Consider the following 13,879-nt stretch of genomic DNA (forward strand, 5'->3'; position numbering starts at 1 on the left):
GGTCGATGGTAAGGTAGGCAACGGCATTGATGCAAGCGCTCTCTTATTTCCCAGACAAAACACGGCGAGCCCTTTTATTAGCTTATTGATGCAGAACCGCGAACACGACAACGCTCCAGCGCACGTACCAATCGCGGAACGCTGGCGCCGCCTCCGTGCGGCTTATCGCGTCTGCAACCAGGCCAGCCACCATGTGCTGGGGTTCACCATCAAGCTGGTGTTGCTGGTCTACTTCGCGTTTACCATCGTCTTCCTGTTCCTGCGCTACGCGATCCTGCCGAACATCGATTACTACAAGGACGACATCGAACGGGCCGCCAGCCGCGCGCTGGGCAACCAGGTGTCGATCGCGCGCATCTACGCGTCGTGGCGCGGGCTGCGCCCCAACTTCTTCCTCGGCGACGTCACGCTGCGCGACGCGCAAGGGCGCCAGGTGCTGGCGCTGCCGAGCGTCTCGGCCACGGTATCGTGGTGGAGCGTGCCGGCCGCCGACCTGCGCTTCCAGTCGCTTGAAATCATCCGCCCCGAGCTGGACGTGCGCCGCACCGCCGACGGCAAGCTGTATGTGGCCGGGGTGCTGCTGGCCGAAGGGCCGGGCGACACCGACAGCGGCGACTGGGCCTTCAAGCAGCGCGAGATCGTGATCCGCGAGGGCAAGGTCAACTGGACCGACGAGAAGCGCGGCGCGCCCACGCTGGCGCTGTCTAACGTTAGCATGCTGCTGGCGAACCGCTGGACCGAGCACCGCTTCGGCCTGCGCGCGACGCCGCCGGCCAGCCTGGCGCAGCCGATCGACATCCGCGCCGCGTTCTCGCACCCGCGCTTTGCGCGCCGCATCGCCGACCCGCGACAGTGGACCGGCGAACTGTATGCGGACGTGCGCCAGACCGACCTGGCGGGCTGGAAGCCGTACGTCGATTACCCGTTCGAAGTCAGCGGCGGCAAGGGATCCGTGCGCGCCTGGCTGACCCTGGACCACGCGCGCCTGGCCGGCTTTACCGCCGACGTCGGGCTGGTCGATGTCGATGCGCGCCTGCGCAAGACCTTGCCGCCGCTGGCGCTCAAGCGGGTCAGCGGGCGCATTTCCGCGAGCGAGACCATCCCGCGCGGCGCGGCGACCGGCAAGCCGACCTTCGGCGCGCATGGCCACACCGCCAGCCTGACCGGCTTTTCGGTCGAAACCGCCGACGGCCTGACCCTGCCGGCCACCAGCATCAGCGAAACCTTCGTCCCTGCAAAAAAGGGCAAGCCGGAAACCATCACTGTCAGTGCCCGCACGCTCGACCTGGCCACCCTGGCCGCGGTGGGCACGCAACTGCCGCTGACCGATACCCAGCGCGCGATGCTGTCCGACTTCGGCCCGCGCGGCCGGGTCGAGAACCTGTCGGCGCAGTGGCAGGGCCAGTACCCCGACATCAGCAGCTACCGCATCAAGGCGCGCATGGTCAACCTGGGCCTGAAGCCGCAGGCCGCGCGGCTGGCCCGGCCAAAGACGGCGGCCTCGCCTGGCGTGGCGGCGGCCCCTGCGATCCCGGGCTTTGACAAGCTGACCGGGACCATTGACGCCAGCGACAAGGGCGGCACCATCAACCTCGATTCGCAAGGCACCGTGCTGCACCTGCCGGCATGGTTTGCCAAACCGGAAATGCGCTTCGACCAGCTGGACATGAAAGCGCGCTGGTCGTTCGAAGGCCAGGACCGCCTGCGGGTTGAAGTCGACAAGATGGACTTCGTGCAGGGATCGCTGACAGGCTCGCTGTCGGGCACCCACCTGCGCCCGCTGGCCGGCGTGCCGGGCAAGGCGCTGGGCACGGTCGACTTCAAGGGCAAGCTCGATGGATTCGAACTGAACCGGATTGGCGACTACCTGCCGCTGCAAACACCTCCGCACCTGCGCGACTGGCTGGTCGGCGCGCTCGAAGGCGGCACCGCCCACGATGTCGCGCTGACCTTGCGCGGCGAGCTGTCGCAGTTCCCGTTCCGCGCCCGTAACGCGGCCGAACGCGCGCGCGGCGAGTTCCGCGTGGCCGGCCGCATCGCCGACGGCAAGCTCAATTACTCGCCCAGCCTGCACGCGCCCGATGGCGTGGCGCCCCTGTGGCCGCAGGCCGAACGCATCGACGGCAGCTTCGTGTTCGAGCGCGCGCGCATGGAAATTCGCGCAGAACGCGCCGCCACGCTGGGCGTGGGCCTGGCCAACGTCAAGGCAGTGATCGCCGACCTCGCAGCGCCTGACAAGCTGCTGGAGATCGACGGCAGCGCCGCAGGCCCGATGCAGGAGTTCTTGCGTTACGTGGCGGCGAGCCCTGTGGCCGGATGGATCGGCCACTTTACCGACGACACGCGCGCCACCGGCAATGCGAAACTGGGCCTGAAACTGCTGCTGCCGCTGTCCCACCTGCCTGACGCCAAGGTGCAGGGCAGCCTGCAGCTGATGAACAACGATGTGGTCCTGTTCGACGACATGCCGCCGGTGCGGGCGGCGATCGGCAAGATCGAGTTCTGGGAGCGCGGGGTCAACCTGTCGGGCGTGGGCGGCAGCTTTGTCGGCGGCCCCCTGTCCCTGACCGGGGGCACCCAGCGCGACGGCGCGATCGTGATCAAGCTGGGCGGCGCCTTGTCCGCCGAGGGCGTGCGCAAGACCTTCCCGTCGGCGGCGATGCAGCGCCTGGCCGGCTACCTGTCGGGCAGCACGCGCTACAGCGGCGCGGTCGAGGTGCGCGACCGCAAGGTACAGGTGACGGTTGACTCGACCCTGGCGGGACTGGGACTCGATTTCCCTTCGCCGCTGCGCAAGGCGGAAGCCGATCCGCTGCCGCTGCGTTTTGTGATGAACGGCGCGCCCGGCGCCGACGGCGGCATTTCGCGCGACGACATCCGCCTGTCGCTGGGTACGGCGATTGCCGCGCGCTACGAGCGCCAGCGGCAGGGCAGGGAACCGTGGCGGGTGCTGCGTGGCGGCATCGGCGTCAACACACCCGCCCCCGAACCCGACAGCGGGGTAATGATCAATGTCAGCATGAAGTCGCTGAACGTGGACCAGTGGATCGCCATCAGCAGGAGCATCGGCGGGCCGAAACCGGAACGCGCCGACCCGGCGGCAAGCGGCGGGCTTAACCTGTCGAGCTACATCATTCCTGACGTGATGGCGGCGCGCGCCAATGAACTGATCATTGGCGACCGCAAGCTGGCCGAAGTGGTGGTCGGCGCCTCGCACCAGAACGATACCTGGCAAGCCAGCATCGACTCGCGCCAGGTGTCCGGCCACGTCACCTGGGCCGAGTCGGCGACCGGCCAGGGCCTGGGCAAGGTCACCGCGCGGCTGGCCTCGCTGGTGATTCCGGAATCGGCCGCCGAGGAAGTCAAGAGCCTGCTGGAGGCCGACCGCGGCGCCGCGGCCAGCATTCCGGGCCTGGATATCGTCGCCGAGCGCTTCGAACTGTTCAACAAACAACTGGGCAGGCTGGAACTGCTGGCCAGCAACGCGCAGGCGCTGGCCGGGCGCGAGTGGCGGGTCAATAAACTGACCTTGACCAATCCTGACGGCAGGCTGAGCGGCACGGGCAAGTGGCTGACCAAGGACGGCAAGAGCAGCACCAGCCTGAACTTCGTCATCGACATCGCCGATGCCGGCAAGCTGCTCGACCGGTTCGGCTTCCCCGAAACGCTACGCCGCGGCAAGGGCAAACTGAGCGGCGATATCGCCTGGAACGGGCTGCCTTATGCGCTCGACATCCCGACGCTGTCGGGCCAGGTCAACCTCGATGTCGAGTCGGGCCAGTTTTTGAAGCAGGACCCGGGTGCGGCCAAGCTGCTCGGCGTGCTCAGCCTGCAAGCGCTGCCGCGCCTGCTCAAGCTCGATTTCAAGGATGTGTTTTCGGAAGGCCTCGCATTTGACGGCATCAGCGCCGACGCCATCATCAGCAAGGGCTTGCTGCGGACCGATAACCTGAAAATGTGGGGCGTCGCCGCCACGGTGTTGATGGACGGCACTGCCGATATTGCAAACGAGTCGACCAATCTCCATGTGGTCGTTATCCCTGAGTTTAACCTGGGTACCGGGCCGCTGGTGTATGCGCTGGCGGTCAATCCCGTGGTCGGGATCGGCAGTTTCCTGGCCCAGCTTTTCCTGCGCGCACCCGTGATGAAGGCGCTGACCTACGAGATGCAGATTACCGGTCCGTGGAAATCGCCCGTCATCAAGCGGCTGGGCGCGCCGAAGCCGGCGGTCCCGGCGGCCCCACCGAAGGCGGAGAAAAAATGAGCAAGGTTGCTGCAGTACAGATGGTATCCACGCCCAGCGTTCCAGAGAACATCGCCACCGCGCGCCGGCTCGTTGCCGAGGCGGCCGCCGGCGGCGCCGAGCTGGTGACCTTGCCGGAATACTGGCCGATCATGGGCATGTCGGACGCCGACAAGGTGTCGCACGCCGAACAGCCTGGCAATGGGCCGATCCAGGATTTCATGGCGGAAACGGCCAAGGAACATGGGATCTGGCTGATCGGCGGCACCTTGCCGCTGGTGTCGCCGGACGCCACCAGGGTGATGAATACCACCCTGGTGTACGGTCCGGACGGCAAACCGGTGAGCCGTTACGACAAGATCCACCTATTCGGCTTTACCAAGGGCAAGGAATCCTATGACGAAGCGCGCACCATCGTGCCTGGCGGATCGGTCGGCACCTTCGAAGCGCCGTTTGGCCGGGTCGGCCTGTCGGTCTGCTACGACCTGCGCTTCCCCGAGCTCTACCGCGCGATGGGCGACTGCGTGCTGATCGTGGTCCCGGCCGCGTTCACCCACACCACCGGTATGGCGCACTGGGAAGTCCTGCTGCGCGCCCGCGCCATCGAAAACCAGTGCTACGTGCTGGCCTCGGCCCAGGGCGGCACCCACGCCAATGGCCGCCGCACCTTCGGCCACAGCATGCTGGTCGATCCCTGGGGCGAAGTCAAAGCCGTGCTGAACGAGGGCGAAGGCGTGATCGAAGGCGATATCGACCTGGCTTACCTCGCCAGCGTCCGCGAAAGCTTGCCAGCGCTCAAGCATCGCAAGATGTGAGGCAATGTAAAAAATCTGCTTGTGGCACAATGGCCGCTACTTAAGCGAAAGACCCGCACAATGAAACCATTCGAACCCAATCTCTCCTCCCTGGCAGTCGCGCGCGATGTGCTGCTGACGCCGTTCGGCCTGGACGAAGGCAAGATCCTCACGACCCTGGGCACGATGTTCACGCACAAGGTCGACTACGCCGACTTGTACTTCCAGTTCACCAAGAGCGAAGGCTGGAGCCTGGAAGAAGGCATCGTCAAGACCGGCAGCTTCTCGATCGACCAGGGCGTCGGCGTGCGCGCGATCTCGGGCGACAAGACGGCGTTCTCGTACTCGGATGAAATCTCGGAAAGCGCGTTGCTGGACGCGGCCGCCGCGACGCGCACGATCGCGCGCGCAGGTTCGGGCAAGATCAAGGTGGCAGGCGGCATGACCCAGCAGGGCGGCCGCTCGCTGTACCTGCCCAACGACCCGCTGGCATCGCTGGATGCGACCGCCAAGGTCAAGCTGCTCGAACGGGTTGAAAAAATGGCGCGCGCCAAAGATCCGCGCGTCGTGCAGGTGATGGCGGGCCTGGCCGGCGAATACGACGTGGTGCTCGTTGCGCGCAGCGACGGCGTGCTGGCGGCAGACATTCGTCCGCTGGTGCGTGTGTCGGTGACGGTGATCGTCGAACAGAACGGCCGCCGCGAAACCGGTTCCTCGGGTGGCGGCGGGCGCTACGACTACGGCTACTTTACCGATGCCGTGCTCGACACCTACGCCACCGAAGCGGTCAAGTCGGCGGTCGTCAACCTCGACGCGCGTCCGGCGCCGGCCGGCCCGATGACCATCGTGCTCGGCCCGGGCTGGCCTGGCGTGCTGCTGCACGAAGCGATCGGCCACGGCCTCGAAGGCGACTTCAACCGCAAGGGCTCGTCGACGTTCTCCGGACGTATCGGTGAACGTGTGGCGGCCAAGGGCGTGACGGTGGTGGACGATGGCACGCTGGCGGACCGCCGCGGCTCGCTGAACATGGACGACGAAGGCAATCCGACCCAGTGCACCACCCTGATCGAAGACGGCATTTTGCGCGGCTACATCCAGGACACGATGAACGCGCGCCTGATGAAAATGCCGATCACCGGCAACGCGCGGCGCGAATCGTTCGCGCACCTGCCGATGCCGCGCATGACCAATACCTACATGCTCGGCGGCGACAAGGACCCTGAGGAGATCCTGGCGTCGGTCAAGAATGGCCTGTACGCCGTCAACTTCGGCGGCGGCCAGGTGGATATCACCAACGGCAAGTTCGTGTTCTCGGCCAGCGAAGCGTACATGATCGAGAATGGCAAGGTCACCTATCCGGTCAAGGGCGCGACCCTGATCGGCAATGGCCCGGACGTGCTCAACCGCGTATCGATGATCGGCAACGACATGCGCCTTGATTCAGGCGTTGGCGTGTGCGGCAAAGAAGGGCAGAGCGTGCCGGTGGGCGTGGGCCAGCCGACCTTGCGCATTGAAGAAGTGACGGTAGGCGGCACGGCCTGAATCACCGTCGTTCCCGCGGAGGCGGGAACCCATGCCGACGCGGCTCTGGCATCGCTGTATGGGTTCCCGCTTTCGCGGGAACGACGAGCGTGGCCTGGCGCCGCATCAGAACCTGTACCTCACCCCCACGTTAAAGAACCGGCCGATCGCCCCCTGCGTGTCCAGCGGGTTGAACGCCTGCGCGCCGTACGTCAGCGGGTCGAGCGGCGCGATCTCGTCGAACAGGTTCTGCACCGATCCGAACACCTCCAGCTTCGGCATCGCCATCCAGCGCAAGGTCAGGTCCACAGTGGTAAAGGACGGCAGCTCGCAACCCGTCGGCGCGTCTTCACCGTTGGCAAAATGGCTGGCGCATCCTTCCGGATCATTTTCAAAGAAGGTGTTCTTCAGGTTGCCGCGGAAGTTGAGGTTGGCCGATACCTTCCATACATCACGCTCCCACGACAGCCGGAAGTTGACCCGGTCGTCCGGCGTACCAATGCAGTTGGTGACGTCGCAGTTGCCGTGCGTGCCGGCGAAGTCGCGCGACGTGCCGTCCTGCTCGGTGCGCAGCCACCTGAACAGGTGCGTCCACTTGGTATCGAGCACGAAGCCGCTGACCCTGCCCACGCTGAAGCCCTGGCGGAATTCCACGTCCACGCCACGCACCTCGCTCTGCGCGGAATTGACGTAGCTGGCAAGTACCGCGGTGATCTGGCCCGGGTCGCCCGGAATGCCAGGATCGGCAGTGGTCGGGTCGCGCGCCACCCGGCCGCCGGCAATCGCCGCGTCGATCTGCTCCTGGTTGATCTCGTTCTTGCGCTTGATCTCCCAGACGTCAACGGCGATGTTGGTGCGCGGGTAGGGATCCCATATCACGCCGAGGTTGATGGTGCGCGCCTTCTCCGGGCTCAGTGCCGGGTTGGGCGAGGTGATGATCGCCACGCTGGCCGGGTCGCAGGCCGATTCCACACCCAGGCCACAGCGCAGCGGGTCGGTCGCGGTGGAGAAGGCCGCCAGGCCGCCGACGCCGTTTTCCGCCGTGCTCGGGGCGCGGAAGCCGCGCGCGTAGGTGCCGCGTGCCGCAAAGGACTTGACGGGCGACCACTTGAAACCGAATTTCGGGGTGTACGAGTCGCCGGCGTCGCTGTAATGGTCGCCGCGCAGCGCGGCCGACAGTTCCACCGTCTTGTGGACCGGGGCGAGCACCTCGGCGTACAGCGCGCCCACGTTGCGGGCGCCGTCGTAGGCGGAATAACCGAGGCCGATGATGTTGCCGCGCTCGGTACCGGAAGTCGGTTCGAGCCTGGCTTCCTCGCGCCGGAACTCGCCGCCTACCGCCACGCCGATCGGCCCGCCGGCCAGCTGGCCGAAGTCGCGCGTGCCTTTCAGGTCGATCTGCGCCACGCGCGTCCTGGCGTCGTTGGAGATCGTCGGCGACAGTGCGGCATACATGGCCGGCGAGTTCAGTCCGGCGTTCTCTGCAATGCGCCAGATCGTGCCCTGCGGCAGCCCGAGGTAAGCCGGATTCTGGGCCGCCGCCGCCATGTTGGCCAGGGTCGGGTTGAGCAGGGCGAAGGCGACGTCGCGCTGGAGGAAGCCGGTGCGCTCGTTGGAGACCTCGTTCTGCGAGAACAGCAGGCCGGTGTCGATCTCCCAGCCGGCGACCTGTCCTTTCGCGCCGGCGACGAAACGGATGAAATCGGACTCGATGCTGCTGCCGCGCGGGCCCACATCGGCGGCCAGGTAGCGCAGCCGCGCGGCGCTGCCGAAGTACGGGTTGTCGGGATGCGCGGCGCCGAGGGCGACCGCGGCATTGCTGACCGGTCCGCCGGGGAAGCCGACGTTGGCGTTGACGCCGGAGGGCGTGGTGAACGACTCCGATTCGCTGTTGTAGAGGTTCAGTTCGCCGTAGACCTGCCAGGTCGGGTTGAGCTGCATGGTGCCGCGCGCGAAGAAGTTGAGGCGTTCCTGGCTGGGCTGGATCTGGTTATACACCAGCGTGCTGTCGATCAGGCAGCCGCCCAGCGGGTCGCCTTGCGGATGGCTGGTGAAGTTCGGGCAGGCCGCGGCCGGGAACAGGCGGGTGAAGCCGGTGCCGGGACCGAGGTTGCCGCGGTTGTGGTACTCGAGGGTGGCCGGGTTGCGCACGTTGCCGTTGATGGCGCTGCCGGCCAGGTTGGTGTCGATGATCGCGCCGGTGCCCCCCAGCGCCTGCTGCGCGCTGTAGCCCCAGTTGCGCAGGTCGACCCGGCCGATGTGGCCGCGGTCGGCGCGGTCGCGGTACCAGATCTCGTCGCGCTTGCCGTATTCAAGGCTCATCAGCACGTTGAAGCGGTCGTTGTCGATGTCGCCGAAACCGTGGGCGACAGCGACCACGGTGTCGTTGCCGTCGCCCTCCTCGGACTGGCCGTAGCTGGCGCGCGCGCTGGTGCCGGTAAAGTCGCGCCGCAGAATAACGTTGACCACGCCGGCGATCGCGTCCGAGCCATACAGCGACGAGGCGCCGGTCTTGAGCACCTCGACCCGTTCGATGGCTTCGGATGGAATGATGTTCAGGTCGGCGAACATTTTCTGGCCGTCGTCGGCCAGGCCGTACGGCGCCACGCGGCGGCCGTTGATCAAGACCAGGGTGGAGGCGGCGCCCAGGCCGCGCAGCGAGATGCCCGAGGCGCCCGCCGCGAAGCCGCTGCCGAAGCTCATCGGCACCGATCCCTGGTTGTCGACCGCCAGCGTCTGCAACAGTTCAGCGACGGTGGTCTTGCCCGAGCGCTCGATGTCGGCGCGGTTCAGGGTCAGCACCGACGATGAGGTTTCGGCTTCCGCGCGCCGGATCAGGGTGCCGGTGACCTCGACGCGGGCGATCGGTCCGGTGGGTTGGGCCTGTTGCGCATGCACTGGCAGGACCAGGGCAGCAAGGCCGAGCGCGCTTCCGCCGGCAAACAAGGGGCGGAGTAGACGTGACAGGACTGTTTCTTTCATTTATGAGCTCCAGGGAACGGATGAGTGACGCCTGTGCCGATTGTTGTGCTTGCCTTGTTGAGTTTGGTCAACAAATCCGAGGAGAAACATGCAAGCGATTTGATCAACAGCAGGGCCGGGCAGGGGGCCAGGTGATCCGAGTTTTGCACCCGTCCCGGCGGCACGGCTGATGCGGATCAAGGTTAGCGGCCTTAGCGGCCCAAGTGTGGGGAGGCCGCAACCGAGTGGCCGGAAAAGGCGGCGGCATCAGGCGCGCTGCAAGCAGGCGCGCCGCAAAAAGGCTTGCCAATTCGCACGCAATCGGTTTATAGTCGTCCAAACCCTTTGGGATCCGACATGCGCTACATTGCTTTCTTTACCGGCCACTTTTACTTTAGCCATTCCAGCCTTCAGGCGGTGGAGTAGCGGCCGGTTCACGTAGCAACAACGAGATCCCCAGCAAATTCTGAAAACCGCCAGCGATGGCGGTTTTTTTTATTCCATCATCCAATCGAACTGACTACGGAGAACACCATGCCACGTACCGACGACTTGCGCATCCGCGAAATGAAGGAACTAGTACCGCCTGCGCACCTGATCCGCGAGTTTCCGTGCGCTGGCATTGCCGAGCAGACCGCCGCCAGCGCGCGCATCGCCTTGCATCGCATCCTGCACGGCCAGGACGACCGCCTGATGGTCGTGATCGGCCCATGTTCGATCCACGACACCAAGGCGGCGATGGAGTACGCGCGCCGCCTCGCGGGCGAGCGCGACCGTTTCAAGGGCGAGCTGGAAATCGTGATGCGCGTGTACTTCGAAAAGCCGCGCACGACGGTGGGCTGGAAGGGCCTGATCAACGACCCGTACATGGACAACAGTTTCCGCATCAACGACGGCCTGCGCATGGCCCGCGAACTGCTGCGCGACATCAATGAGCTGGGCCTGCCTGCGGGCACCGAATTCCTCGACGTGATCAGCCCGCAGTACATCGCCGACCTGATCAGCTGGGGCGCGATCGGCGCGCGCACCACCGAGTCGCAGGTCCACCGTGAGCTGGCGTCGGGCCTGTCGTGCCCGGTGGGATTCAAGAACGGTACCGATGGCAATATCAAGATTGCTGTCGAGGCGATCAAGGCGGCGTCGCAGCCGCACCACTTCTTGTCGGTGACCAAGGGCGGCCACTCGGCGATCGTGTCAACCAACGGCAATGAGGACTGCCACATCATCCTGCGTGGCGGCAAGGCGCCGAACTACGATGCGGCCAGCGTGGAGCAGGCCTGCCAGCAGATTGCGGCGCAGGGCCTGGCATCGCGCCTGATGATCGACGCGTCGCATGCGAACAGCTCGAAAAAGCCGGAGAACCAGGTGCCGGTGTGCGAGTCGATTGCGCAGCAGGTCGCTGGCGGCGATGACCGCATTGTGGGCGTCATGGTGGAGTCGCACCTGGTCGCGGGACGCCAGGACCTGATTCCGGGCAAGGAGCTGGTGTATGGGCAGTCGGTGACCGACGGCTGCATCGACTGGGAGAGCAGCGTCAAGGTGCTGGAAGGGCTGGCGCAGGCGGTGCGCCAGCGCCGTGTGCGGCAGGATCAGTAAGTCAAATCGGCGGAGGCGTGCTTCGCACTTGTCCGCCCTACGGATCCGGTGGTTTCGTGGGGCGGATAGGGCAACGCCCGTATCCGCCGTTTTTTGCAATTAAAAGCTGTAGCTGGCCCGCAGATACAGTGCGCGCCCAACCGGATCGGTGTAGCGCGGGTCATACCCCTTCTGGAACATCGTGCCCTGGTTGGTGAATGGCGGATCTTCATCGAGCAGGTTCTTCACGCCAGCCGTCAAGGTCAATCCTTTGAAGCCCGTATAGCTGCCCGACACATTCCACAAGCTGTACGAGTCCACCTTGTTGAAGAACTCCGGTTCGACGAAGTTCTGGTCGTCGTACGAGGACTTGTAGGTGTTGGCCAGCATCGCGTTCCAGTTGCCCATCGTCCAGCCCAGTGTCAGCGTGTGCTGCCAGCGGAACACGGCGCCCATGTCGGCGTAACGCCCGACGTTCTGGATGAACTCGCCATCGCGCTCGTTCTGGTACTCGTAGTTGTGCACCCACGTGCCTTCCATGCCGAGCGTGAAAGCGCCCAAGCCGCTGCGCGGCAGCCTTGCGTTCACGCTGAGGTCCACGCCGTCCGTCTTCACTTCGCCCAGGTTGTTGAGGAAGTCCTCGATCGCGTAGGGCGAGCCGTCCGGGTTGCGCAGGAACAGGTGGCGGTACTTCTCGAAGTTGCCGAAGATGGTCTGCTCAGGCAGTGCCGCGATCTTGTCCTCCAGCCTGATGTGCCAGTAGTCGGCGGCAATCGTCAGCTCGCGGATCGGCTCGATGACCAGGCCGGCGGCGTAGGTGCGCGACTTTTCCGGCTTCAGGTTCGGGTTGCCGCCCTGGAGCTTGAACTGTTGCAGGTCGCAGTCGCGCAGCGGGTTCGCGCCCGGCTGCGGCACGCCGCCGGGGCACAGGATCGGATCGTCATACGAGTCGTTGGTGTCGTTGCGCGACGGCGGCGCATTTTTCTCGAACAGGGTCGGCGCGCGGAATCCCGTGCTGGCCGAGCCGCGCAGCAGCAGTTGGCGCATCGGCTGGTAGCGCACGCCGATTTTCGGATTGGTGGTGTTGCCGACATCGTTGTAGCGGTCGAAGCGGGCCGCCAGTTGCACGTCGAGGTTCTTGATGAACGGGATCGACAGCTCGCCGAACACGGCCTGGATATTGCGCGAACCGCTCTTGGGCAGCGAGCCTGACAAACCGGAACTCGACGCCTGCGACGCGATCGCCTGGTTGACGTCGAAGCCGGCTTCCTCGCGGCGCACTTCGGCGCCCACGGCGACGGCCAGCTGGCCGCCCGCCATCGCCATGACCTCGCGGCTGGCGGTGACGTCGAAGGCGGTGTTTTTGACTTTCGCACTTTGCACCTGTCCGCGCAGCGCCGTGCTTTCCAGATAGGCGCGGCCGGCGGCGTCCTGCAGGCCGAAGGGATTCAGGATGCCGTTGGCAACGCCTGCCGCAAACGAGGCGTCCTGCACATAGCCGCCGACGAAATCTTCGCTCGACTTGCTGACCGAGTGCGCGAGGCCGGTCTTGTAATCCCAACCCGACATCACGCCTTCGAGCGCGAGCACGGCGCGGTCGGCCTTGCCTTCCGAATCGATCTCGCGCTGGCCCGCTTCGATCGGCCGCCAGTTCACCTGCAGCGGCGCGCCCGACAGGCCCGGCATGGCCGGCACCCCGCCCGCGTTACCAGGGTAGTAGGGACTGCTGGCCGGCAGGATCAGGCCGGTTTGCGGGGGAGGGGCGGTGCGCGAGGTAACGTCGTTTTCCGAGTGCAGGTATTCGAGGCTGGCGATGTGGCCGCCCGCCACTTTCATCGACGCCTTGGCATACAAGGCACGTTGTTCCTGTGCCGGCAGGTTGTCGATCAGCTGGGTGTAGTCCTGGCGGCAAATGGCGCCCCGTGCAACGGAGTTGGGCGGCAGGCAGCCGGTGGCGGCGCCGGGGTTGCCCGCAACGCCAGACACCGGGTCGAAGAAGTTTCCGGGGAAGGTAGTGCCACTGGTAACGGACAGGCCGCGCGAGGGCACGATGCCGGTGCGCGAGAAGTCGCGCTGTTGCGAGGTCAGCACCTCCTGCTTGTGCCAGTCGATGACGCCGAACACATTGAAACCGTCGGCATCGAGGTCGCCGAAGCCGGTCGACAGGTTGACCCTTTCTTCATCGGCGCCGTCCTTGCGCGGCCTGACTGCCTCGGCGGTGATGGTGGTGGCGGTGACCGAGCGCCTGGTGATGAAGTTGATCACCCCACCGATCGCATCGGTGCCGTAGATGGCGGAAGCGCCGTCGCGCAACACCTCGACCCGTTCGAGGGCGGAGATCGGGATCATGTTCAGGTCGACGCTGGCGCTGTCGTAGGGGTGGTTGGCGAGGCGCCGGCCGTTCAACAGCACCAGGGTCTTGTCGCCGCCGAGGCCGCGCAGGTCGGCGCTGGCCTGGCCGCCCGTCGGCAAGCCGCTGGTATTGCCGCCCACGGCGTTGCCGCTGCCCATGCTGGTCTGGTTCGAGGCGATGCGCGACAGCGCTTCCTGGGCCGAGGTCAGGCCTTGCTTGACGAAGTCCTCGGCCTTGACGATGGTGAGCGGGGTGGCGGTTTCGGCCTGGATGCGTTTGATCGATGAGCCGGTGATCTCGACGCGCTGAATCGGCTGTTGCTGCATGTCTTGCGCGAGGGCCGGCGCGGCGGCAACGAAGCCGGCGGCGAACATGGTCTTCAGCGAGGTCGACAGTACTGTTTGTTTCATCATTGCTTTTGCTCCCAGGGAT

General features: G+C 65.7%; 6 protein-coding genes. 4 read left to right on the forward strand and 2 right to left on the reverse strand.

What is annotated here, in order from left to right:
• Positions 1-88 precede the first annotated feature (88 nt).
• From LMJ30_RS02735 to tldD, 3 genes are read left to right on the forward strand one after another with little or no spacing between them, the layout of a single operon-like run.
• A complete protein-coding gene (locus tag LMJ30_RS02735; RefSeq protein WP_229430803.1) occupies positions 89-4,264 on the forward strand; it encodes a YhdP family protein in 4,176 nt (1,391 codons plus the stop codon).
• A complete protein-coding gene (locus LMJ30_RS02740; protein WP_229430804.1) occupies positions 4,261-5,058 on the forward strand; it encodes a carbon-nitrogen hydrolase family protein in 798 nt (265 codons plus the stop codon). The genes LMJ30_RS02735 and LMJ30_RS02740 overlap by 4 nt, the downstream gene beginning before the upstream one ends.
• 60 nt (positions 5,059-5,118) lie before the next feature.
• Positions 5,119-6,579, forward strand: a complete 1,461-nt coding sequence (gene tldD, locus LMJ30_RS02745) for a metalloprotease TldD (RefSeq protein WP_229430805.1) — start codon at positions 5,119-5,121, stop codon at positions 6,577-6,579.
• Between the two features lie 105 nt (positions 6,580-6,684).
• Here tldD and LMJ30_RS02750 read toward each other — a convergent pair whose 3' ends face one another.
• Entirely contained in the window at positions 6,685-9,540 is a 2,856-nt protein-coding gene (locus LMJ30_RS02750; RefSeq protein ID WP_229430806.1) for a TonB-dependent receptor, read from the reverse strand.
• Positions 9,541-10,053: 513 nt separating this feature from the next.
• On the opposite strand from LMJ30_RS02750, the gene aroG reads away from it, so the two are divergent.
• Positions 10,054-11,115 carry a 3-deoxy-7-phosphoheptulonate synthase AroG gene (gene aroG, locus LMJ30_RS02755; protein ID WP_229430807.1) on the forward strand — a complete coding sequence of 354 codons (1,062 nt, stop codon included), beginning with the start codon at positions 10,054-10,056 and terminating at the stop codon, positions 11,113-11,115.
• Between the two features lie 99 nt (positions 11,116-11,214).
• Here aroG and LMJ30_RS02760 read toward each other — a convergent pair whose 3' ends face one another.
• Positions 11,215-13,860 (reverse strand): TonB-dependent receptor, encoded by a 2,646-nt coding sequence (locus LMJ30_RS02760; protein WP_229430808.1) that lies wholly within the window; start codon positions 13,858-13,860, stop codon positions 11,215-11,217.
• Between the last annotated feature and the right edge of the window lie 19 nt (positions 13,861-13,879).

The organism is Massilia agrisoli, assembly GCF_020831365.1.
Lineage (GTDB): Bacteria > Pseudomonadota > Gammaproteobacteria > Burkholderiales > Burkholderiaceae_D > Telluria_A > Telluria_A agrisoli.

Bases quoted from the DNA above. Each gene is read 5' to 3' on its own strand.
- LMJ30_RS02735 (WP_229430803.1), top strand. From the start codon at position 89: ATGCAGAACCGCGAACACGACAACGCTCCAGCGCACGTACCAATCGCG.
- LMJ30_RS02740 (WP_229430804.1), top strand. From the start codon at position 4,261: ATGAGCAAGGTTGCTGCAGTACAGATGGTATCCACGCCCAGCGTTCCA.
- tldD (WP_229430805.1), top strand. From the start codon at position 5,119: ATGAAACCATTCGAACCCAATCTCTCCTCCCTGGCAGTCGCGCGCGAT.
- LMJ30_RS02750 (WP_229430806.1), bottom strand. From the start codon at position 9,540: ATGAAAGAAACAGTCCTGTCACGTCTACTCCGCCCCTTGTTTGCCGGC.
- aroG (WP_229430807.1), top strand. From the start codon at position 10,054: ATGCCACGTACCGACGACTTGCGCATCCGCGAAATGAAGGAACTAGTA.
- LMJ30_RS02760 (WP_229430808.1), bottom strand. From the start codon at position 13,860: ATGATGAAACAAACAGTACTGTCGACCTCGCTGAAGACCATGTTCGCC.